Annotated in this window: 21 protein-coding genes and 2 pseudogenes; 3 read left to right on the top strand and 20 right to left on the bottom strand. The window is 57.9% G+C overall.

Annotated features, from left to right (window positions below):
• Positions 1-2: 2 nt before the first annotated feature.
• The 3 genes from B5F88_RS01330 to B5F88_RS01340 all read right to left on the bottom strand — a co-directional run bounded on the left by B5F88_RS01330 (position 3) and on the right by B5F88_RS01340 (position 2,609).
• Positions 3-776, bottom strand: a complete 774-nt coding sequence (locus B5F88_RS01330) for an energy-coupling factor transporter transmembrane component T (RefSeq protein ID WP_087341197.1) — start codon at positions 774-776, stop codon at positions 3-5.
• Positions 777-889: 113 nt separating this feature from the next.
• Positions 890-1,492 carry an MptD family putative ECF transporter S component gene (locus B5F88_RS01335; protein ID WP_087341198.1) on the bottom strand — a complete coding sequence of 201 codons (603 nt, stop codon included), beginning with the start codon at positions 1,490-1,492 and terminating at the stop codon, positions 890-892.
• 130 nt (positions 1,493-1,622) lie between these two features.
• Positions 1,623-2,609 (bottom strand): AraC family transcriptional regulator, encoded by a 987-nt coding sequence (locus B5F88_RS01340; RefSeq protein ID WP_087341199.1) that lies wholly within the window; start codon positions 2,607-2,609, stop codon positions 1,623-1,625.
• Positions 2,610-2,870: 261 nt separating this feature from the next.
• On the opposite strand from B5F88_RS01340, the gene mobC reads away from it, so the two are divergent.
• From mobC to B5F88_RS01355, 3 genes are all read left to right on the top strand, one after another.
• Entirely contained in the window at positions 2,871-3,200 is a 330-nt protein-coding gene (mobC, locus tag B5F88_RS01345; protein WP_087341217.1) for a plasmid mobilization relaxosome protein MobC, read from the top strand.
• A complete protein-coding gene (locus tag B5F88_RS01350) occupies positions 3,161-4,510 on the top strand; it encodes a relaxase/mobilization nuclease domain-containing protein (protein WP_087341200.1) in 1,350 nt (449 codons plus the stop codon). Before mobC ends, B5F88_RS01350 begins: the two co-directional genes overlap by 40 nt.
• 92 nt (positions 4,511-4,602) lie before the next feature.
• Positions 4,603-4,938, top strand: coding sequence for a DUF6050 family protein (locus tag B5F88_RS01355; RefSeq protein WP_087341201.1), 336 nt, complete (start codon positions 4,603-4,605; stop codon positions 4,936-4,938).
• A gap of 48 nt (positions 4,939-4,986) precedes the next feature.
• Here the strand turns inward: B5F88_RS01355 and B5F88_RS01360 are convergent, their stop codons facing one another.
• From B5F88_RS01360 to B5F88_RS01440, 17 genes and pseudogenes are all read right to left on the bottom strand, one after another.
• The gene (locus B5F88_RS01360; RefSeq protein ID WP_087341202.1) at positions 4,987-5,853 is read right to left on the bottom strand and encodes an alpha/beta hydrolase; all 867 of its coding nucleotides are present in this window, start codon (positions 5,851-5,853) and stop codon (positions 4,987-4,989) included.
• 13 nt (positions 5,854-5,866) lie between these two features.
• Positions 5,867-6,358 (bottom strand): ABC transporter permease, encoded by a 492-nt coding sequence (locus B5F88_RS01365; RefSeq protein WP_204246180.1) that lies wholly within the window; start codon positions 6,356-6,358, stop codon positions 5,867-5,869.
• 17 nt (positions 6,359-6,375) lie between these two features.
• The gene (locus B5F88_RS01370; RefSeq protein ID WP_044993466.1) at positions 6,376-7,035 is read right to left on the bottom strand and encodes an L-2-amino-thiazoline-4-carboxylic acid hydrolase; all 660 of its coding nucleotides are present in this window, start codon (positions 7,033-7,035) and stop codon (positions 6,376-6,378) included.
• A gap of 14 nt (positions 7,036-7,049) precedes the next feature.
• Positions 7,050-7,865: a methyltransferase domain-containing protein gene (locus tag B5F88_RS01375; RefSeq protein WP_087341203.1), complete on the bottom strand. Its 816-nt coding sequence runs from the start codon at positions 7,863-7,865 to the stop codon at positions 7,050-7,052.
• 12 nt (positions 7,866-7,877) lie between these two features.
• Positions 7,878-8,393, bottom strand: coding sequence for a hypothetical protein (locus tag B5F88_RS01380; protein ID WP_087293325.1), 516 nt, complete (start codon positions 8,391-8,393; stop codon positions 7,878-7,880).
• Positions 8,394-8,457: 64 nt separating this feature from the next.
• The gene (locus B5F88_RS01385) at positions 8,458-9,081 is read right to left on the bottom strand and encodes a class I SAM-dependent methyltransferase (RefSeq protein WP_087293327.1); all 624 of its coding nucleotides are present in this window, start codon (positions 9,079-9,081) and stop codon (positions 8,458-8,460) included.
• 486 nt (positions 9,082-9,567) lie between these two features.
• Positions 9,568-9,750: a hypothetical protein gene (locus tag B5F88_RS01390; RefSeq protein WP_087341204.1), complete on the bottom strand. Its 183-nt coding sequence runs from the start codon at positions 9,748-9,750 to the stop codon at positions 9,568-9,570.
• Positions 9,747-11,606 (bottom strand): antirestriction protein ArdA, encoded by a 1,860-nt coding sequence (locus B5F88_RS01395; RefSeq protein ID WP_087341205.1) that lies wholly within the window; start codon positions 11,604-11,606, stop codon positions 9,747-9,749. Before B5F88_RS01395 ends, B5F88_RS01390 begins: the two co-directional genes overlap by 4 nt.
• Before the next feature lie 12 nt (positions 11,607-11,618).
• Positions 11,619-12,143 carry a hypothetical protein gene (locus B5F88_RS01400; protein WP_204246181.1) on the bottom strand — a complete coding sequence of 175 codons (525 nt, stop codon included), beginning with the start codon at positions 12,141-12,143 and terminating at the stop codon, positions 11,619-11,621.
• On the bottom strand, positions 12,130-14,229 hold the full coding sequence (locus tag B5F88_RS01405; RefSeq protein WP_087341206.1) for a type IA DNA topoisomerase: 2,100 nt from the start codon (positions 14,227-14,229) through the stop codon (positions 12,130-12,132). The genes B5F88_RS01400 and B5F88_RS01405 overlap by 14 nt, the downstream gene beginning before the upstream one ends.
• Positions 14,226-14,777 (bottom strand): annotated as a pseudogene (locus tag B5F88_RS21905) (DUF4366 domain-containing protein); the annotation flags it as partial. The gene B5F88_RS01405 and the pseudogene B5F88_RS21905, both read right to left, overlap by 4 nt.
• Positions 14,778-14,894: 117 nt before the next feature.
• Positions 14,895-15,425 (bottom strand): annotated as a pseudogene (locus tag B5F88_RS21910) (SH3 domain-containing protein); the annotation flags it as partial.
• Positions 15,394-15,675: a DUF4315 family protein gene (locus B5F88_RS01420; RefSeq protein WP_087341207.1), complete on the bottom strand. Its 282-nt coding sequence runs from the start codon at positions 15,673-15,675 to the stop codon at positions 15,394-15,396. The gene B5F88_RS01420 and the pseudogene B5F88_RS21910, both read right to left, overlap by 32 nt.
• Positions 15,662-16,402 carry a phosphoadenosine phosphosulfate reductase gene (locus B5F88_RS01425; RefSeq protein ID WP_087341208.1) on the bottom strand — a complete coding sequence of 247 codons (741 nt, stop codon included), beginning with the start codon at positions 16,400-16,402 and terminating at the stop codon, positions 15,662-15,664. Before B5F88_RS01425 ends, B5F88_RS01420 begins: the two co-directional genes overlap by 14 nt.
• 16 nt (positions 16,403-16,418) lie before the next feature.
• Positions 16,419-18,317, bottom strand: a complete 1,899-nt coding sequence (locus B5F88_RS01430) for a C40 family peptidase (RefSeq protein ID WP_087341209.1) — start codon at positions 18,315-18,317, stop codon at positions 16,419-16,421.
• Positions 18,318-19,334 carry a DNA cytosine methyltransferase gene (locus B5F88_RS01435; protein ID WP_087341210.1) on the bottom strand — a complete coding sequence of 339 codons (1,017 nt, stop codon included), beginning with the start codon at positions 19,332-19,334 and terminating at the stop codon, positions 18,318-18,320.
• Entirely contained in the window at positions 19,322-19,957 is a 636-nt protein-coding gene (locus B5F88_RS01440) for a hypothetical protein (RefSeq protein ID WP_087341211.1), read from the bottom strand. The genes B5F88_RS01435 and B5F88_RS01440 overlap by 13 nt, the downstream gene beginning before the upstream one ends.
• Between the last annotated feature and the right edge of the window lies 1 nt (position 19,958).

Raw genomic sequence — 19,958 nt, forward strand, 5'->3', positions numbered from 1 at the left:
CGTCATACCCTCCACAAAATGATTTCCCCGATTTTGGTCTGGTCAATAAGAAGCAGGCCAGCTAAAAAGAGGATACCAAGCAGAGATACCACAATTTCCGGCCATGCAAAACGAATCGGCCGCAGCGCATATCGTTTGCACTCCAACTCCAGACCGCGTGTTGTACCGGATGCCGCCAGCTCATCGGTAACCTTCAGGCACCGCATCAACAGTGGTATCAAAATATACTCTATCGTCGCCAGCGGATGAGATACCCGTTTCCAGAGGGTATCGCTGATGCCTCGAATATCCATCGTGCTGCGGATTTGCCGGTATTCAATCCGTAAAGTAGGGATATAGCGGAACATGACCACAAGAGGGATCGTGACTGCCTGCGGCAGGCGCATCCTTTGAAGAGCCACCATCAGATCATCCATGTAGGTGGTCCGCAATATCCAGAGTCCCATCATTACAATGGGGATCAGTTTCAGAACCGTCACGCCGAACACGCTCATAATCACACTCAAAACCGGCACCTGCACATAACGGAGCAGAGCATTGAGATAAGCGACAATGATATAGGTCACTATCATCTTTACAGCCCATTTTCCGCCATTGCCCAGGGCGATGAACAATCCGTAAACCAGCATGAGTACAAGACTGACAACTTCTCCGGCCAGAAAATAGCTGACAAAGCCGATGCAAACCAGGAGAAGGATCTTGCAGCGCGGGTCCAGGAGCGCAGACCCGTGTAGGGGTTGTCGCTCAATAATCTGTTTGATTTGTGCTTCTTCCATTCCAATGCCTCCCTATAAAATCAAAGCGCGGGACCACATTCAGCCCCGCGCTCTAAAATCAGGCAGCCCGCTTGCCTGCGTTTGTCTGATGAATTTTCAGGGGGCTGATCCTGTTATTTTACTGAAACGAGTCCAGCCTTGATAAAGTGTTTCTTCAACGCTTTCTGGCCGATAAAACCGCCAAGCAGACCACCAATCAGCCCGGCAGCTACAATGACTACCAGCATAGGAACAGAAGTAATATTCAGCATCCCTTCGATGTACTCCGGTGCGATGTTGTTCTTCTCCATCGCGCCCACAAAGGCACTTTGAAGGAACTTGATGGGGCAGATGGCGCTGAAAGCAAAAATAGCACTGAACAGCGCATACGCCACCATCATGGACTTCATCGTGATTTCTTTGCGGCCCATAACCAGGAAGTCGCAGACGACACCGCCAATCACCAGACCGATGGGGATGAACCAGAAAGCGCCCACCAGCAGGAACAGAATGGCTTGAATGGCGGCGCAGATGGTGAATACGCCCTTCTTTGGCACTTTGGCCAGCAGGAGCATCATCACGATACCATTAGGGATAGCAACAACGGACGGGTAAAACACATTTGTCACCGGGCCAGCCACGCTCATAATGGTGCTGATAATCATGCAGATGATCCACATGAGGGCAGTCAGGACACCGATGAGAATAAAGTCTTTCGCATTCAACTTTTGTTTCATGCTCATGCCTCCTCACTTTGTTGGAAAATAAAAATGTGGTGTAGTTAGCAGAACCTAACCACACCACATAGAATATCAGTTATCGCAGACTAATCCAACCCAAAACCTGCCCATTTTGACCCAAAAACAGTCAGACTTTATTTTTTGCGCTATCGAACCGGCTTTCCCGATAATTTTTGGGAGCTACGCCATACCGCTTTTTGAAGGCAGCCGCAAAATTGCTGGCCTTACCATAACCAACTATTGCGGCAACTTCGCTTACATTCCAGTCTCCTTCTAAAAGCAACTGTGCGGCCTGTGCCAAACGCTGTTCAATAACATATTGATGGATCGGCATACCATAAAACAAAGAGAACCCGCGTGTCAGTTTTGTCATGCTTAAGTGTACCATACGGGATAGTTCTTCGCAGGAAGGGGCGAATGCAAGCTGACTGTCTATAATTCGCTTGGCTTCCATAATGGCGGTTCTTTCCGTCCGGGACATGGAGATGCTTTTTCCCATCAGGATGTCCAATTCAAGCACTTCTCCCAAATAAATTGACAACAGCTCCAGTAACTTACCATCCAAGTATAGATAGCCCAGACCTCCGCGATATTGCGTGAACTGACTTGTCTCTGTTAAAATCTGCTCCATGATAGGTGTTACCGGGACTTTAGAAATCCCGCCCAGAAGTTTCTTTTCGTAAGCAGTTACTTCCTGCCCGTCAAAGTAATCTGCGAGGAGATGAGAGAAATAAGGGATGGGGATTTTTATGCTCTTGAATGAGAAATTGCTGTCTTTCTTGTAACAGATATATTCTGTTCCTCCATGCCCGGCATAAATGCAGGACTCATTCTTCTGAATAGTAACAGAACGTCGGTCATCCATGATCCCCCAGGAAATCCCGTCATTCAAGCAGAAAATAATTTGCATATACTCCTTACTGACAGGTCCCTGCACATTCATGTCAGACTGATAACACATTTGCCAGTCGGAAAGAATAACTCCATGTTTGATCTTTGTTTGGGCAATTCTTCCTTGCCCCATATCAGACGGAATATCCATCGAAATTGTTTGGGGAGAATTGATTATGAGGTCATTGTATAATTTGCCAAGATAATGGCTCCCATGCGTCATGATGTGAGTTTCACCTCTTTTTTGGGTTAGTTACTGCTAACCATGATACAACTTTTTTGCTTCCCAGTCAAGATATAGCCAAAATACAGCTTCCGAATTGTAGTATTAGTAGAGGGTAAATACGAGGGAAGGGTTACGGTAGCAAGCACAGCCAGTGAGTACCCACTGGCGGATTTTGTGTTTAGGGGAACCCCCGCCCCTAAACACAAAAATGCTTGCTGGGATAGTCCCAGATCCTTATGAGAACGGAGGCGGTGCGGCATGGCAAATCGAAAGCGGAATATCCAGATGAAATTCTGGGTTACAGAGGAGGAAAAGCGGCTCATTGACGAGAAAATGAGCCAGTTTCCCACAAAGCGCTATGGGGCGTACTTGCGGAAGATGGCGATTGACGGATATATCATCCAGGTGGACACCACCGACATTAAGGAAATGACGAAAGCCCTTGGCTCCATTGGCCGGAACATCAATCAGATCGCCAAGCGGGTCAACGCCGAAGGTCCTACCTATCAGGCTGACATGGAGGAAATCCGGGAGAGATTGGAGCAGATATGGCAGTTACAAAGACGCATCCTATTAAGTCAACGCTGAAAGCGGCGATTGACTATATCTGCAATCCCGACAAGACGGACGGAAAGCTGCTGGTATCCTCCTTCGGCTGCACCGCCGAGACCGCCGACATTGAATTTGCCTGGACCCGCCGCCATGCCATCGACAAGGGCACGAACCTGGGCCGACATCTCATCCAGGCGTTTGAACCTGGGGAGGTCACGCCGGAGGAGGCCCACCGGATCGGCATGGAGCTGGCGCGGGAGGTCCTGGGCGGCAAATATGAATTTGTCCTTACCACCCACATAGACAGGGATCACATCCATAACCACCTGATTTTCAATGCGGTCAGTTTCCAGGATCACCGGCACTACCACTCCAATAAGCGGAGCTACCATGAGATCCGCCGCACCAGCGACCGAATCTGCAAGGAGCATGGCCTGTCCGTCATCGTCCCAGGCCGGGACAAGGGCAAGAGCTACATTGAGCATCAGGCGGAACAGAACGGCACCAGCTACAAGGCGAAGCTGCGTGCCGCCATTGACCGGCTCCTGCCCGGCTGCTCTGACCTGGAGGACCTGCTCCGCCGCCTTCAGCGGGAAGGGTACGAACTGAAACGGGGCAAGTACATATCCGCCAGGGCTCCGGGCCAGGAACGGTTCACCCGATTGAAAACCCTGGGCGCCGATTATGCCGAGGAGGCCCTGACCGCCCGGATGGCCGGAAGGCCCAGCCCCTCCCGCCAGCCGCAGCAGCGCACCGGGAAGCCCAGCCTGCTCATCGACATCCAGAACAATCTCAAAGCCCAGCAGAGCGCCGGCTACAAGCATTGGGCGACTATCGAGAATTTGAAGCGGGCGGCGGAAACGCTGAACTTCCTGACGGAACATGGCATCGGAAGTTTGGAGGATCTGTCCGAGCGGTGCGACGGGGCGGCGGCCGCCACCGCCAGGGTAAAGGCGGACCTCCGGGCAACGGAGAAGGAGATGGAGCGGCTGACCCTCACCATGAAGCACGCCGCCACCTACCGCCAGCTCCGTCCCCTGTATGACCAATACCGCCAGTCCAGGGACAAGGAGAAATTCCTCCGGGGGCATGAGGGGGAGATCATTCTGTTTGAGGCGGCGGCAAGGGAGCTGAAACGCCTGGATGCCGTACCCCTGCCCGCCACCCAGCGGCTCCGGGCCGAGATGGACGGGCTCACCGCCAGGCGGACCGCCCTGCAATCGGAATATCGGAAGGCCCAGCGGGAGGAGCGGGAGTACGACACCCTCCGCCAAAATGTGGAGGCCCTGCTGGAAAAGCCGAGAGAGGCCGAACCGCAAAGACAGCGAAATAACGAACTGGAATAGCGGCAGTTGTACGCCTTTACCAGACTTTTCAAAAACTCCTGGGCGCGTTTCAATTTTCCCGGTATAATGGAGGCAGGAATGGAGGTGTCACCATGACGAGAACCGAGGCCATCAAGGAATTTTTCAAGAAGGCAGTTTTGCCCGTCGCCATCGCCGGGCTGCTGTACTGCATTTTCAAATCCGCCTGCATCAGGAATGGAGAGCTGGATCTTCTCTGGCTCTGGATACTCTGCGGTCTGCCCTTCGGCATCCATCGGATGTGCGTCTGGATCGTGCCGGGCGGCGGCTCCCTGGGCGGCGGCGCCGCGCTGTTCGTGCTGAACTTCATCATCGGCGGCCTCATCGGGGGCTTCGTCCTGGTGTGGCGCCTGCTGGTGGCGGCATGGTATGTGCCCCTCACCATCTACCGCCTGATCGTGGGATATTGAGATGGACAAATGATAGAGAGCCGGCTGGCATTGACCAGCCGGCTCTCCTCATGGTGTCCGCTCCAGAATAAATTTTGTTACCAGATCCGCATACTGTTCCAGCCGCACCATCAGCGCCAGGTGGCCGCCGGTCAGGTCGGTGACCACCGTGGGACTTGGCATCAGGGCGATCAGGTCCTCCCGGCAGGCCGGGGTGAAGGTGGTGTCGTCCTCGGACAAAATCAGCAGCACCCGCCCCTCCCATGGGGCAAAATCATTGCGGGTCATGCCAAAGTAGTGTTCTGCGTCACAGAGAAAGTCAATCATGTGCTGTTCATAGGGCTTGGTGAGCAGTTCCATCATAGCGCCGCACATTTCCTCCATAGCGGCCTTTTCCTGGGCTGTAAAGCCATCGGTTTTCTTTTTCATCACCGCCCATCTCATCATCCGCTTGATGAGCGGAAACGGCAGGAAGGCAAGCCATTTTTTGAACTTCCGCTGGCTTTCGATTATCTTCATCAGATCCTGATACCCGGCCTTGCTCATGCTGCCGGACAGCGAGCAGGTGTTGGAGAGGACCAGCCCCTCCACCACTTCCGGGTGGCGGGAGGCGATGACCTGGGCCACTACGCCGCCCAGGGACTGTCCCACCAGCCAGACCTTTTCCTTCAGGTGGCAGAGTAGTTCAGCCACGGCATCGGCAAACTCGCCGTTGTCCCCGAACTGGAGCTGATAGTCAAAGGTCAGCACCGAAAAATCCCTGGCGAACCGGGCAAAGTGCTTATAAAACAGGTCGGACAGCCCAATGCCGCCCGTGAGCAGGACCAGCGTGGCTTTGGCCTGGGGATTTTGATAGTAGCGATAGGTAAAGGTTTTCCCGCTACTGACCGTGAAGGCAGCGGTTGGATAAACCCGGCGAAATTCTGCAAGTGTCATGGAACTCCTCCTTTCAGATCCAGGTGAGCAGATACCCGTTGATTAAAGCAACAGCCAAAAACAGAAGAACTCCCCGCAGGAAAGCGTAAAAGTGTTTGCGGGGGTCCGCATATAATTCCGGACTTTCCTCGGTGCCGGAAAACCGCACCCGTTTTGTGTGCCGCCACCAAAGCAGGTCGATCACCAAAAAATCAAACAGATTCAGCGCCTGTCCTAAAAGCAGAGTGTTCAAAAAGTTGCCTGCAAAATATTCCTGCCGGGTGAGAAGCCCCATCGCAAACAGGAGCGCAGTAAACAAAAGCAGATTTCCAACGAAGATGGCCGCAGGACCTCGCTGCCGAATATTTCCTGATAGCTCCGGGCGGGCTTTCACAATCTTCTGTACCTCGTCCGGGTAAGTAGAAAAATTACGGATGTTTTTCTCGTCGCTCCCGGTGCCCAGCCAGCAAAAAGCCCAAAACAAGGAACACAGGAGCATACCCTCTGCCAGCAGCATTTGAACCATCTTCCATCTCCCGATTTCTATTTTCCCTGCCGTTCTTTGTCCCAACGGGAACCCTTTTTGCAGATATAAAAGTCACAGCAGTCACCGCCGGCAGCCAGCGTTTTGGTACGGTAGAGCCGCCCACCCATCCAGTCGACGGACATCGTGTCCAGAGCGCATAGATAGGGAACCAGATGAGGAAGGCCCTCCTGTCGGCCCAGGGCACACAGACCGCACTGGTGGTAAAGGATCGTATATTCCTCTGCATCCCGGCCGAAGATGACCTCGGCATTCCACTGAAAGGGGTTCCTATCTGCATCCGCCAAAGATGCAGTCGCTGCTCGCTTATATTGAGCCTTCAATGTAAATGCAGTCTTGGCTTTGCCCCGGAAGGCGGTCACAACCAGAGGAGAACGCATACTGGCACTTACCATGCCCTCAAAGCACTTTTCACTCATTTTTTCTTCTGCCGCCTTATAGATAGACAGCCATAGAATTCCACCAGTCAGGCAGACCCGCAACGGGTTTTCCATCATGGAGCCAATATCCGGGGTACGGGATACCATTTGCCGGTAAATCTGCTTAGAGAGCTGCTTCAACGCAGAAATATCCCATCCCAACTCCTGCCTTGCCAGATACCGAAATGCGGCAGGAGCGATGGCAACCCACATCAGCCTTTCACAATATGTATAGTTCATGACAAACCTCCGTCTTACTTCCGCCCCACCAGCATCCGGGAGTCGCCCAGCATCATCATGGCCGCCCGGCGGCGGGAACCGAAAGCCTCCTGGGCCGTGTCGATGAGGCGCACGTCCTCATAGCCCATGTCCCGCAGCTTTTGGACAAAGGCATCCATGTCCCCGTACATTTTTGGCTTCATGTCATCGTTGAGCGCAAAGACGCCGCCCTTTTTCAGCACCCGCAGGGTCTCCAACAGCAGAGCCTGCTTGTCCGCACCCATTACATTGTGGTAGACATAGTTGCTCACCACGGCGTCGAAACTCTCATCAGGGAAATCCAGCTTGTTGGCATCCCCGTGCCGGAACGCACACCTGAAGCCGACGCCCTCGCTCTCGGCATTTTTCTCGCACATGGCCTGACCATAGCCGTAGGCCACACCCCAATAGTCCATGCCGGTGATTTGGGCGTCCGGCCAGGTGAGAGCCGCCCGTATGCTCAGTGCGCCGGAGCCGCATCCAACCTCCAGAAGTTGTCCCTGCCCGTCAAAATCCAGATGGGAGAGGACGACCTGATGGACCCGCTCCATCATTCCTCCGCCGCCGAAAGCGTACTGTTTCCGTATCCATGCACACCAGATCAGCAGGGCAAGCAGCGCCGCTGCGGCGACGGAGAACAGGACGCCGAGCGCGGCAATATGAAACATGGAAAAGGATAGCGCTGCCAGCACCGCCGACAGGGTCAACAGCCCACCGATCATGTAAAAAACCGGGTTAGACATCCAGCTTCCGTAGTCCTCGCCGTGGGTGCCGAGTCGGATTATTTTTTGTTGCTTTTGATGTTGTTTCATTTGAACCATCTCCTATCCTATCTTTTGCAATAACAGCCCCAATCCCGCCTGAGCCGCCGCCATGAGCGGGCACAGCAGCAGCGGCCATTGGAGCAGGTGCTCTGGCAGCGCATAGCCCTTCATCCAGTCTGTGAACTCATAGCCGGGATGTCCCTCTGTACCAGGGATCACAAAACGGTCTTTCGCTTTTTTCTGGATCAGCCACACATCCAGAAAAAGAAGATCGCCTATGTTGATCATCATCCACTGGATGTATCCCATCAGGGATAGACGCCAGAATCCGGTTGTCCCGCCCTCCACAGCGCTGACCGCGCCATAAAGAAGGAGAGGCAGCAGCTCTCCAAAGCAGATCCAAAGCCAGTAAAAACGGTTTTCCTCTCTGGTAGGCGGCCTGTTCGCCGCCTTGATGATGGCGGGCGGATAGCTGGGAAACATCAGCCGGGGCTGATACAGCGCCACCGTAGCGGCAAATAGGTTAAAGTAGGCCGCCATGGCAAGCCCGTCCAGGATGGTGCGCGTCCAGTTCATGGAAATTCTCCTGCCCTACTGCGTTTTTCATAAGGAACTCTCTGTTATGGATTTGCCCCGTATTCTACCGGATCGCCAGCGCACAGAGCCAGTGCTTTTTGGCGTCTTTATCCATGATGACCTTAGAAAAACCAGCCTCGGTGAGAAAACGGGCAAGCTGGTCTCCATTGTAGATTCTCATCCCATCAATGACAGAAAGCCATTTGTTGTCCTGGGAGTTTTCCCCGTCCGACTCATTGACGATTAAAAAAATGCCGCCCGGTTGCAGGGTGCGGTACACCTCCCGGAAACTCTCCACCGGGCCAGGCCAGAAATATACGGTTTCAAATGCGGTCGCCAGATCAAACGAACCATCCCCAAAGGGGAGGCGGGATACATCTCCCTGCAAAATCTGGCAGCGGCCGGCTTGCAGACCCTCACGATTGACCCTCTTAGCCTTTTCTACGGATATTTCTGAATAATCCAGAGCAGTAATAGTTGCAGCCGGATATTTTCGCAGAAGCGCCCGAATATTCCGACCGCCGCCGCAGCCCAGCTCCGCGATTTGAGAGGGGCCGGTTTCCGGCAAACGGCTGAGGCCCCAGTCCGCCAGGGCAGCATGGGCGTGATTCATGCTGTCCACCATGCACCTGCCAAGCAGCCCTTCCGGCTTGCGGGTATTATTAAAAAAAGTTTTCCATATCCCCATAACTGCCTCCATATATCGAAATTAAGGTTAGCATTAACTAACCGCACTTATTATACATCTTATCTCGCAGAAGCGCAACACAAAGAACATTTTCAACCATTTTACACGATGGAAATGTGGAAAACGGCCGCTCCGCCGATGGAAAACAGATATTCACGGCCCGATGGAAAAGCCGCCGGCTTTCCCACAGCCCGCAAACATCGTTTCCCACAGTTCCGCAAGCATGACCGTTTACGCACATTCCCACAGCGCCTACTACGGCGAATATCCTTCCTGTCCGATCCTAATGGAAAGAGATAAAAGAGAACAAAAAAAGAAGCGGGAGCGTCACCCTTGGCTCAAACCGAAGGCGGCGCTCCCGCTCTGTAATGGAAAAGTGTTCAAAATTGCGGCTTTACACCCCTCAAATCAGAGGGAGAGGCCCGCATGAGAAACCATAAGGACGGCTCCCGGAAAAGCCACCGCAGGCGATTTTTCAGCCCATTTTCAACCCTTATCTGCACACTTTTTCGAGCGTGCGGACTGGTAATGGGGACAGGCGATGAGGACTGCCCGGAAGCTCTGCTTGCATGGGTGGACACAGCCCTTGCAGATCTCATTATATCTGCGGCGGCCGTTCTCCCCGAGGAAGAAGGACCATTCCAGCCGCCACTTCTTGCTCCGGCTCACAGGTCATGCTCCGGGGGCTTCTTCTGCTGGGCCCTGTCCGGGGGCTTGCGCTCGCCGCACTCCCGTTTGGCCTCCGCCAGCCGCTCCCGGATGGAGGGCTTCTTCTCCGGCGTGGTCCTGCGCGCCTCACCCTGGGCCTTCTCTAACTCCTCGCCCTTGCGACCGTTGTTCAGCACCCCGTCGATCATCCCGTAGTCGTCCTCCAGGGTCATCTCGGCGGTGCGGAGCGGGTTCTCCGGCTCCACCGGCAGGGCGATGATCTGCCCGTTCAGGCTGATGAACTGTTCCGGCTGCTTGAAGTGCTCCGTGTACTTCTGCACCTGCTCCGGGGTCAGGGAGGTGAAGCTGTCCTCACTCAGCCCCACCACCAGGAAGGTGCCGGCCATTACGTCGTAAATCTCCCCATGCTCGTCCCGCAGGCCCCGGTTCAGCTCCAGGCCGATGAGCTTGCCCTCATCGTTGCAGACCAGTCCCACCGGGTCGGAGAAGGGATAGGAGGCGGCAATGTCGCCGCCCACTTCCGCCTGTAACGAATGGAGGCCGGGGTCGATCTCCTTCACATAGGGCTTCTTCATGGGCTCCACCACCAGGACGGTCATCTTTTCCGGGGTGATATGTTCCTGGACCTCCTCGTTTCGGATAGCGAAGGAGCGGGAACCGTTGCCCATGACGAGATACTTCCCATCGTCAGACTGATGGTGCAGGCCGTACCCGGCCGCCTCCATCTGCTCCCGGCTCATATCCGTCACATAGAAGGTGCCCCTGGGAGTCCGCACCGTTTCGCCGGTCTCCCGGTCATCCGGGGAGGGCGCCGGGGTCTGTCCGGCCAGCTCCGCCTCATACTCCCGGCCCGCCTGCTCCGCAAAGGCCAGCATCTCGTCCACATGGGACTTGTCCGGGTCCTCCAATGCCGCTTTGATTACAGCCGGATCAAAGTCAAGAAATTCCTCATAGCCGGTGGCGTCTTTGAATTTCTCAATCTCCGAAGGGAGATAGTCCTCCTGGGTCTGCCCCAGGGCGGCCAGTTTCTCATCCAGGGCGGAAATGCGGCCGGCCATCAGATTTTCGTAGATCTCCTCCTTGGCCGCGTGCTCCTCCGGGTGCTCGGCGGCATACTGCGGGTCGTGCTGGCGGAAGAACTCGTCCATATCGTAGGCGATGTCCATCGCCCATTCGGATTTTTCCTCCTCGGTCAGCTCCTCCGCGTCCTGGAAGGTCATCACCCGGTATTCCTCCGGGATGCTGCCATGCTCCCCATCGTAATACTCATGGAAGCTGCTCCCGGTGTCCCGCACATACCCCAGGTCGGTGAACTCGCCGCCCTCCTCCAGGGCGACGTCCCGGCCGTAGGCCTCATAGTCGATGTAGTTCCGCAGGTGCTCCGGCACCTGCATGGCGTCCAGCTCCTCGATGTAATACCGGCCCAGGTCGTCGTGGTCGTGGATGTCGGGGTAAATGTCGTAGCAGTCCAGGTTCTCGGTCAGGTTGATGATTTCCTGTAAATCGCTTGAATGGTCGCCGATCTCCATCGCCGCCTGGAACTGTTCGTACTCGCCCTGGCTCATCTCGTCCAGTTTGGAGGCCAGGTAGTTGAGCTCATCCAGGCTCTCATACTCGCCCAGCTTGTCGTAGAGGCCGTCCACATAGCAGTCATAGTCAGTGATGAACCACTCCTCATAGGGCTGGCCGAAGTCATCCTTCTGCCCAATGCCGATCCGTTCAAACACCTTCTGCATCTCCTCTGGCGTGGTGGGGAACTTCACCCATTCGCCCACCAGGTCGCCCTCGTTGTACTTGCCCAGGTTGGTGATGAAGGCGGCAAAGGGATAATCCTTGTCATATTCATAATGGGGCATACACGCACCTCCTTACAGCTCCGGCTCAGGCTTCCCCTTGCGGGGCGCCTGGGCCTTATTTTTGTTCCTGCACTCCTGTTTGCTCTGTTCCAGCCGCTCCCTGATGGAGGGCTTGCGGTCCGCCTGCTTCGCCTGGGGGCGGTCGTGCTGCCATGGGTCATCCGTGGGGAACAGATACCCCCGGCTGGTGAAGCACCCCCGGTCCTCCTCCAGGGCGCGCCGGCCGAAGGGGGCGGGGTCAATGGCGGCCCGGAGGTCGTCCGTCAGGCCGATGGTCAGTTTCTCCTCCAGGTACTCCCAGCCCAGGTCCTCCAGGGTCCGAACATGGGGCTCCAGCACGAAGCAGTCCACATTTTTCTCAAATTCCAGGAACTGCTCCGCCGTGGTCAGCCGATAGGGGGACTCCTGGACGGCGGCCAGAAGATCCCGGTCCTCCGGGGAGAGGGCGGCAACGGCTTTTGCCACCGCCGCCAGCTCCTCCCGGCTCATGTTCTGTTCCGCACCGCCAAGGGGAATATCCGATTTACTTTTTGCCATTCACGCCCTCCTTCCGTTTGGGGAACTCCAGCTTGAAGCGGACATACTTCCCGCCAGTATCATCCAGCACCACCACTGCGTCATAGGTGGAACCCTTCTTTTCAGACCACATCCCCTTGACGGAGGTGCGGCCCTTCTTCAAAAGGTCGGCGGCCATCTTCTTTGTCAGCTCCTTCTTGCGGGAGGTCCAGAAACGGTCGTCCTTCCACAGCACGAAGCGGCAGGAGCGGTCGGAGCAGTAAAAGTTCTTCCTGCCCTCATAGACCGGCTTGCCGCAGCGGGGACAGAGGCCCACGGCCTCCCGCTCCGGGGCAAACAGCTTCTGGCCCTCCTCGGAGATGTGGGAATAGGTTTTCACCAGTTCCCGCGCCATGTCAGAGATCCCCGCCATGAAAGCGGCGGGATCGCCCTCACCCCTGGCGATGGCGGTCAGCTTCTGCTCCCACTCCGCCGTGAGCATGGGAGAGGTCAAAGTATCCGGCAGGACGGTGACCAGGTTGATCCCCGCCTTGGTAGGGATGAGACTTTTCCCTTTGCGCTCCACAAACCCGGCCGCCACCAGCTTCTCCAGGATCGCCGCCCTGGTGGCCGGGGTGCCCAGGCCCTTGCGCTCGGCGTCCTCCGGCATCTCCTCTTTCCCGGCAGTCTCCATCGCCGCCAGGAGGGTGTCCTCCGTGTACGCCTTGGGCGGGGCGGTGAAGTGTTCGGTGACAGCGGCCTCCACCTGGTCAAAAAGTTGACCCTCGGTGAAGTCCGGCAGAGCGGCGGGTTCCGCCTCGCCCTCCGGCTGCTCCTTCAGGGAAGCGCGGAAAATGTGGTCGATCTCACGCCAGCCCTCGGAGAGGATGCGCCGCCCCTTGGCGGTGAAGGTCTGCCCGCCGCAGGTAAAGGTCGCCGTCACCGCCTCGTACACATAGGGCTCCGCAACCGCACACAGCAGCTCCCGGCACACCAGCAGAAGGATATTGCGCTCACCCACGGGCAGTTCGGACAGGTCCGCCTTCTCCAGCTCCAGCGTGGGGATGATGGCGTGGTGGTCGGACACCTTCTTGTCATTTACCAGCAAGGACACATCCGGGAAGAACTCCCCGCACCCGTCAAAGGGCGGTACCTTGGCCGCCAGGTGGAGGACCACCGAAGCGGTCTCCGCCATGTCGGCGGTCAAAAACCGGCTGTCCGTCCGGGGATAGGTCAGCAGCTTTTTCTCATAGAGGGATTGTGCGTAGTCCAGCGTCTGTTTCGCCGTGTAGCCGAAGATGCGGTTGGCCTCCCGCTGGAGGGTGGTCAGGTCGTAGAGCCTGGGCGGTGCCTCTTTCTTCTGTTCACGGGTGACAGAAGCGCAGACTGCCTCCGCGCCGGCACAGGCCGCCCTCAGGGCCTCCGCCTCCTCCGGGGCGGCGATCTTCTCCGACACCGCCTCGGCCCCGCCCAGGGTCAGGCGCACATGATGGTATTTCTCTTTGCGGAACATTGTGATTTTGCTGTCCCGGTCCACCAGCATGGCAAGGGTGGGGGTCTGCACCCGCCCCACATTCAGGGTGCGGTGGTAGAGGACAGAAAAAAGTCTTGTGGCGTTGATCCCAATGAGCCAGTCTGCTTTCTGGCGGCAGAGGGCGGACTGGTACAGCGGGTCATACTCCGCGCCGGGGCGCAGGTCCTGGAAGCCCTCCCGGATCGCCGCGTCCTCCATGGAAGAGATCCACAGACGGGAGAAGGGCTTCTGGCATCCCGCCATCTCATAGACCAGCCGGAAGATGAGCTCGCCCTCCCGCCCGGCGTCGCAGGCGTTGACCAGCTCGGTGACGTCCTCTCGCTCCATGAGGTGCTTCAAGTTCTGGAAGGCGTCCTCCTTGCCCTTCGCCAGCACATAGCGGAAGGGCTCCGGCAGGATGGGAAGGTCATCATACTTCCATTTCTTATAACCAAGGTCGTACCCGGCTGCGTCCATCGGGGACACCAAATGCCCCACGCACCAGGAAACGATGAGCCCATTTCCTTCAAAACAGCCATCGGCCCTGGATGTGACACCCAGGGCCGACGCGACGGCTTTTGCAACACTCGGTTTCTCACAGATCACCAGCTTCATTTCGTATCCTCCATTTCTTCCTCCGGTTCCGGTTCGTCCTCGTTGATATACTCCTCCTCATCCGCAAAATCATAGTCATCCGGGTCCGCGCTGGCCTTGGACGCCTGCTTGGGGCGGATGAACTTGATGTAGGCGAAGGCTCCACCGCCGCCCAGCACCACAAGCGCCAGGACCAGCGCCAGGGCGCCCATGCCCCCGGACTTCTCCTCCTCCGGCTCCGGTTCGGGTTCAGCCTCCGGCTCCACGCCGGCGCACTCGCTCATGTTGACAGAGCAGACCGGGCAGGAAGTGTTCACCGCCCCGGCCTGGCATTTCTCCGTACAGGTGCAGACCGCCGGCGCCTCCTGGGCCTCGCCATCCTCCATCAGGGCCAGGAGGTCCGCCTCGTCCACCTGGTTCAGGAAGTGGACGGTCTGCGCCCCCTCGTCATCCCGGTCGATGATGAGATAGAACACGTTGCCGCCCTTTGTCTCCACCGTGATAAACTGCTTGCCGGAGGATGTCCCGCCCAGGTCGTCAATGAGGGACAGGTTCCCATCCGGGGTCAGGGCTGCCCCTCCGCCCCCGGAGAGGCCGGAGGCGAACAGCTCCAGCAGGGCGGAGAGGTCCGTCCCGTCCAGGGAGAGGGAGAAGCTGCCCGTGTCCGTGATGGTCAGGTAGTCGGAATGAACATAGCCCTCCCGCTCCGGCAGAAGCACCTTGACCCATTCGCCCTCGGTGCCGATGACTTCTACCTGCGCCCCATCGGGAAGCTGGGTGAATGCGTCGTTATCCAGCCCAGCGCCGGTGCGGACATTCAGGTTGCCGCCGCAGGTGGTCACGGTGCCGGTCTGCTGGGTTTCCCATTTCTCCGTGTCAGGGGTGAACAGGATACCGTCCTCGGTGACAGTCACAGTCCCCAGGCCGCCCAGCAGTTCGGTGATCTGGTCCAGGGTGTCCCCGTCTGCCTCCGTGTTATTGTCCGCGCTATCATCGCCGGCGGGATCTTCCTCATCAGTGATAGTGACCTCCGGGGCCTCGGCGTCCTCCGCAGGGTCCGCCTCCGTCCCGGCAGTTTCGGTGTAGTAGGGTTCGCCCTCCCCACCGCCGGCGAAAGCGGGGACAGCAAAGGCCGTGGCACAGAGCGCCACGGCCAGGGCCGCCGTAAACAGGCGGATGATCTTCTTATTCTTCATACTCGGTATCCTCCATCTCATTCTCGCTGGGGTCCGCCGCGGCCTCCGCCTCCATCATGCCCTCCGGCAGGGTGATGAGGCCGCTGGCGTAGGCCTTCAGGAAGGCCGTCAGTTCCCGGTTGTCCATCTTCACCGCCTTGACCATGCGGACGATCTCCAGGTTCTCCTCCTCGGTGAGCTGGGCCTCCAGGGCGCGGAGGCGCTTCTGCTGCTCGGAGATTTTCTCCTTGGTCTTTTCAATGTCACGGCGGATCTTCTCAACAGTTGCCATGTGTGCAAAACTCCTTTCCATATCGTTCTTTCCATGAATAGTTACGGCCCAGGCCCTGGACCGTTTTCAAATTGGGACGGGCGTTGTCCTCCAGGGCGATGGCCCTTCGGAACAGGTCCGGGTGGTGGTCCCGCAGGTGGATGATCTCCTCCGCCCTCATGCTGGGGCAGAAGAAGCAGGAGGATTTGCCCGGCTGGGGCAGACCCGCATTTTCAATGGCCTGCATACACGCTGCCCGGTCCCATCCCCATTCCATCAGGGGATACCACTTGCTGTACTTGGGGTCGGCCAGGTCTCCCAGCAACACCTTGTCGCTGCGGTAGCCCTCTCCGGCGTCGTAGCCGATGAACTTCACCACCCGCTTGCCCGCTGCCCATACCTTGCGGCAGGGCGGGTAGCGGTTGCAGAACTTGTCCTGCGGCCCGATCTTGTGTTTCAGGGAACACCGCTTGAAGCCGTAGGCCATAGAGGGCAGGGTGCCGCTCTGCAAGCACTCCTGCTCCAAGGTCAGCCGCTTTCCGTCCCGCGTGGTCTTGTAGACTCTGGTGATGGGCGGCATCCCGTGGCCCTTCAGCCAGCGGTCCATAATGTCCAGGTAGGCATAGGTGTGGGGATGCTCCGCCCCGGTATCCGCAAAGAGGATCAGGTCCACCGGGATGCGGTGCTGGTGCAGGCCGATCAAAAGGGCGGTGCTGTTGACACCGCCCCCGTAGGAAACCATATTGATGCTTTACCACCTCCCATCAGTTGTACGGCGGCCGGCCGTAGGCATAAAAGTGAGACTGCCAGTAGCTGGTGTTCAAATTGGTGTAGGAAATCGGATCTCCACAGTGCAACATCATATTGTCGCCCACATAGATGCCCACATGGGAGATACCGCTGGTGTCATAGGTGCCCACAAAGAACACCAGGTCGCCCGGCTGGGGGTCGGAGACCGGCGTGGAGATGTTATAGAGCCCCTGGGCGCCCAGCCGCCCGGTGTTGCACAGGCCGGTATTGGTCAGCACATAGCTGACGAAGCCGGAACAGTCAAAGGAGGTCTCCGGGCTGCTCCCGCCCCAGACATAAGGGTATCCCAGGTATTTCTCCGCCTCGGTGATGAGGGTGGCGAACCGCTCATCCGTCAGGTACTCGGCGGGAATGTCCCAGGCCGTGGGCGGGTTCTCAATGTACTTGCCCACATACCCGGAGGACGGGAACAGGTCCGGTCGGTTGCCCAGGGTGGACATATACACGGCGTACATGGAGAGCTGGTCCTCGCCCATGATATAGACCGGCACATGGGAGAGGTCGAAATTCTCCAGCGTGACGGTGCAGATGTACCAGGTGTAGGGAACCTCTACCTCGTACTCGTTGCCCTCGCTGTCCGTCCGGGTCTCCGTCCGATACCTTGTTTCGGTGGTCACGGTCTCGGTGAGGATGTACTGCTTGTCAAAGAGCATTTCCAGGTCGCTTTGCACCTCGTTCAGGGTAAACACCCCTTCATGGAGCGCCGACAGGATGGACAGCAGCACATAAGGGTCATGCTCGATCTCGTCCAGGTCAAAGTGATATTCGTCATAGTCGTGGGTGGCCTCGTAGGTGTTCAGATATTCTTGCAGCTCCGCCTCCATCTCGCAGTAGGCGGCCTCGGCCCCGGTCAGGTCCGCGTCCTCCGAAAGATAGGAGGAGGCCACCAGGCCGGAAGTCCCGCCCCCAAACATGGAGGTGCAGGACTGCATCAGCCCCATGATGAGCATGAGGATCAGCCCAATCCCGCCCACGATGAGGAGGGTGTGCTTGTTTTTGGTGACGAAGCCGCCCAGCTTCTGGGCGATGGTCCCGCCGCCTTTCTTCGCTGCGGAGGCGGCGGTCTGGGACGCCTTGCCCGCGGCCTGGGCCGCGCCGGTCCCTGCCCGGTGCGCGGCGGCGTACTGCTTTTGCAGGCGCTTCTTCTGCCACAGCCGGGAGATGGGATTGCTGGACGCAAGCTGGGGGTTCTCCATGATGGACTTCTGCCAATAGAAGTCTGCATTGGCTTTCACCGCCGCCTGCTCCGCCTGCTTCACATCCCGCCAGGGCTTCATCTTTTGGTCAGCGTGCCAGTTCTTGACGCGCCGACTCCCATAGCCCACGGCCTTCTCGATCTGCCGCTCCCCCAGGTGGCCGGCCTGGACGCCGGAGTTTTCGCCCTCCACCTTGCTCACCTCGCCGTGGAGGGTAGACTTGACCTCCTGGATCGGCCGGGCCAGCGGGTTGCCGTGTTCCTTGCCGGGCGGCTTCACGGGGACGGCGGCCTTTGCCGCGTCCAGCTTATCCGCTGCCTTGTCGGACTTGCGGACAGCCTTTTTCAGCTCCGGCGCCGCCCGGTCTGCCTCCGAAAACTGCAAACGGGAGGAAGGGCGGTCCCTGGCCGCCTCACCCTCCCGGAAGGTGTCGCGCCGCTTGTGCCGCGCTTTTTTCGCCTGGCGCCGTTCCACATGGCCCTCCACCTCGTCCACCGCCCGGCTCAATGTCCCCGCCGTTTCATCAGCAGAGGAATAGTCCTGTTCCTGGGGGCGGTCCGAGATGTGGGTGGTCTCGCCGGTCACCAGGTTTACCGAGATGGCCCCGTCACGGGTCATCTTCTGGGCCTCCTTCTCGGAGGCTTTCCATTCCTGCATTTATCCGTCACCTCCTCCATAGGGGCAGATGCCGGCGCACGCCCCGGTCTCTATCAGCGAAATATAGTGAAAAATGGGATAGGCCTGGGGTGGGCAGACCGCGTTGCCCAGGGTTTTCAGCCGCAGCGCCCGGTCCTTCGTGTCCTCCGTTATGCGGGGGACGCCCTCCGGCTCGGCGGCCCAGAGGATACGGCCGTCCATCCTTTCGGGAAGCCCATGAGCCATTCCACCCAATCCGGGTTCAGTGCCGCCTTCTCCGACAGGGGCTGCTCCTGGTGGATCACCTGGGCCGACAGGTTGCTGGACGGGGACTTGCCCCGGAAGGCCGTGGGTTTCAGGGTGGAGCGGTAGCCCTCCGACGCCGCCGGCGTCAGGTAGAACACCGCCGCCGAAAGGCTCAGGCTCCAGATCGTCCCGTCCCTGTTCCGCTTGCGGAAGATCCCATTGTCCGACAGGAACACATCCAGGTTTGCCGCGTCCCTGCAGGTGGATTTGTCGGAGGCAAGGGGCGTGGGAAACATCAGCCGCGACGATAAAAGTTCGCTGGCGCTCATGCCACGCGCCGACGCCGCAAGCCGGAAATACGAATGGGAGAACAGCGTATCCCGCTTTTGCCAGGTCAAAAATCGTTTTGTCGAGCCCCATATTGATGAAGCCAGCAACATTTTCCCCAAGCACCCAACGGGGCCGCAGCTCAGTAATAACTCTGCACATTTCCGGCCACAGGTAGCGTTCATCCGCAAAGCCCTTCCGCTTTCCCGCGGTGGAGAAGGGCTGGCAGGGGAAGCCGCCGGAGATGATGGTGACTGTTTCAAGTCCTGTTTTCTCAAAAAACGCCTCCTTCGTGAATGTGGTGATGTCCCGGAACTTCGGCACGTCCGGCCAGTGCCGCTCCAGGACGGAATAGGGGTAGTCCGCCCATTCACACTGGCAGACGGTCTCGAACCCGGCCGCCTCCGCCGCCAGGTCCAGACCGCCGATGCCGGAGAACAGGCTCACATGGGTCAGTCGCTCCATACCTCGTTCCCTTCAAGGTCGCCCTCGTCCTGGGGCTCCTCCACATCCTCCAGGCGGACCAGGTTATGGCGGCGGATGATAGACTCCTCCAGGATGTCTTGGGCGGCGTTGCTGTCCTCCGGGAGGCCCAGGCTGCGGAAGAGCTTTTTCAGCACCTTCTCATAGCCGTCGGCCTTTTTCTTCAGCCGGAGGAAGTCCTTCTCCGTTTCCGCCTCGGACAGGCGGCGGGCCAGCGAGTAGTAGAGGACGATCAGGTGGTGGATGTCGCCCACCAGCATACGGAAGCCATAGCCGGGGATGATGTACTCATCCTTATACTTCTTGGGCTTCGGCTCCTCCACGGGCACCGGGGTGGCCTCCGCCAGCTCCTTTGCCATAAGGTCCTTCAGGTCTTTTGGGTCGCCGAACACCAGGTAGCGGCCGGGGATGCCCCAGCCCAGGAACTTCTCCTCGGCGATCTCTCCATAACGCTTCGCCGTGTCCAGCACATGGAACACGTCCTCCTCGTCCTTGATCCGGCCCGCCAGGAAGGCAAGCTGGTGGAGGAGGCCGTACAGGTGGACCTCATCGTTGATGTGGGAGAGATAGGTCTTGCCGTCGATAATGTAGATCTTGTTTTTCATA

Origin of the sequence: Flavonifractor sp. An306 (assembly GCF_002159455.1) — a bacterium.
Classification (GTDB): domain Bacteria; phylum Bacillota; class Clostridia; order Oscillospirales; family Oscillospiraceae; genus Flavonifractor.

Coding starts and splice junctions, on each gene's coding strand:
- B5F88_RS01330 (WP_087341197.1), bottom strand. CDS start 776: ATGGAAGAAGCACAAATCAAACAGATTATTGAGCGACAACCCCTACAC.
- B5F88_RS01335 (WP_087341198.1), bottom strand. CDS start 1,492: ATGAAACAAAAGTTGAATGCGAAAGACTTTATTCTCATCGGTGTCCTG.
- B5F88_RS01340 (WP_087341199.1), bottom strand. CDS start 2,609: ATGACGCATGGGAGCCATTATCTTGGCAAATTATACAATGACCTCATA.
- mobC (WP_087341217.1), top strand. CDS start 2,871: ATGGCAAATCGAAAGCGGAATATCCAGATGAAATTCTGGGTTACAGAG.
- B5F88_RS01350 (WP_087341200.1), top strand. CDS start 3,161: ATGGCAGTTACAAAGACGCATCCTATTAAGTCAACGCTGAAAGCGGCG.
- B5F88_RS01355 (WP_087341201.1), top strand. CDS start 4,603: ATGACGAGAACCGAGGCCATCAAGGAATTTTTCAAGAAGGCAGTTTTG.
- B5F88_RS01360 (WP_087341202.1), bottom strand. CDS start 5,853: ATGACACTTGCAGAATTTCGCCGGGTTTATCCAACCGCTGCCTTCACG.
- B5F88_RS01365 (WP_204246180.1), bottom strand. CDS start 6,358: ATGGTTCAAATGCTGCTGGCAGAGGGTATGCTCCTGTGTTCCTTGTTT.
- B5F88_RS01370 (WP_044993466.1), bottom strand. CDS start 7,035: ATGAACTATACATATTGTGAAAGGCTGATGTGGGTTGCCATCGCTCCT.
- B5F88_RS01375 (WP_087341203.1), bottom strand. CDS start 7,865: ATGAAACAACATCAAAAGCAACAAAAAATAATCCGACTCGGCACCCAC.
- B5F88_RS01380 (WP_087293325.1), bottom strand. CDS start 8,393: ATGAACTGGACGCGCACCATCCTGGACGGGCTTGCCATGGCGGCCTAC.
- B5F88_RS01385 (WP_087293327.1), bottom strand. CDS start 9,081: ATGGGGATATGGAAAACTTTTTTTAATAATACCCGCAAGCCGGAAGGG.
- B5F88_RS01395 (WP_087341205.1), bottom strand. CDS start 11,606: ATGCCCCATTATGAATATGACAAGGATTATCCCTTTGCCGCCTTCATC.
- B5F88_RS01400 (WP_204246181.1), bottom strand. CDS start 12,143: ATGGCAAAAAGTAAATCGGATATTCCCCTTGGCGGTGCGGAACAGAAC.
- B5F88_RS01405 (WP_087341206.1), bottom strand. CDS start 14,229: ATGAAGCTGGTGATCTGTGAGAAACCGAGTGTTGCAAAAGCCGTCGCG.
- B5F88_RS01420 (WP_087341207.1), bottom strand. CDS start 15,675: ATGGCAACTGTTGAGAAGATCCGCCGTGACATTGAAAAGACCAAGGAG.
- B5F88_RS01430 (WP_087341209.1), bottom strand. CDS start 18,317: ATGCAGGAATGGAAAGCCTCCGAGAAGGAGGCCCAGAAGATGACCCGT.
- B5F88_RS01435 (WP_087341210.1), bottom strand. CDS start 19,334: ATGGAGCGACTGACCCATGTGAGCCTGTTCTCCGGCATCGGCGGTCTG.
- B5F88_RS01440 (WP_087341211.1), bottom strand. CDS start 19,957: ATGAAAAACAAGATCTACATTATCGACGGCAAGACCTATCTCTCCCAC.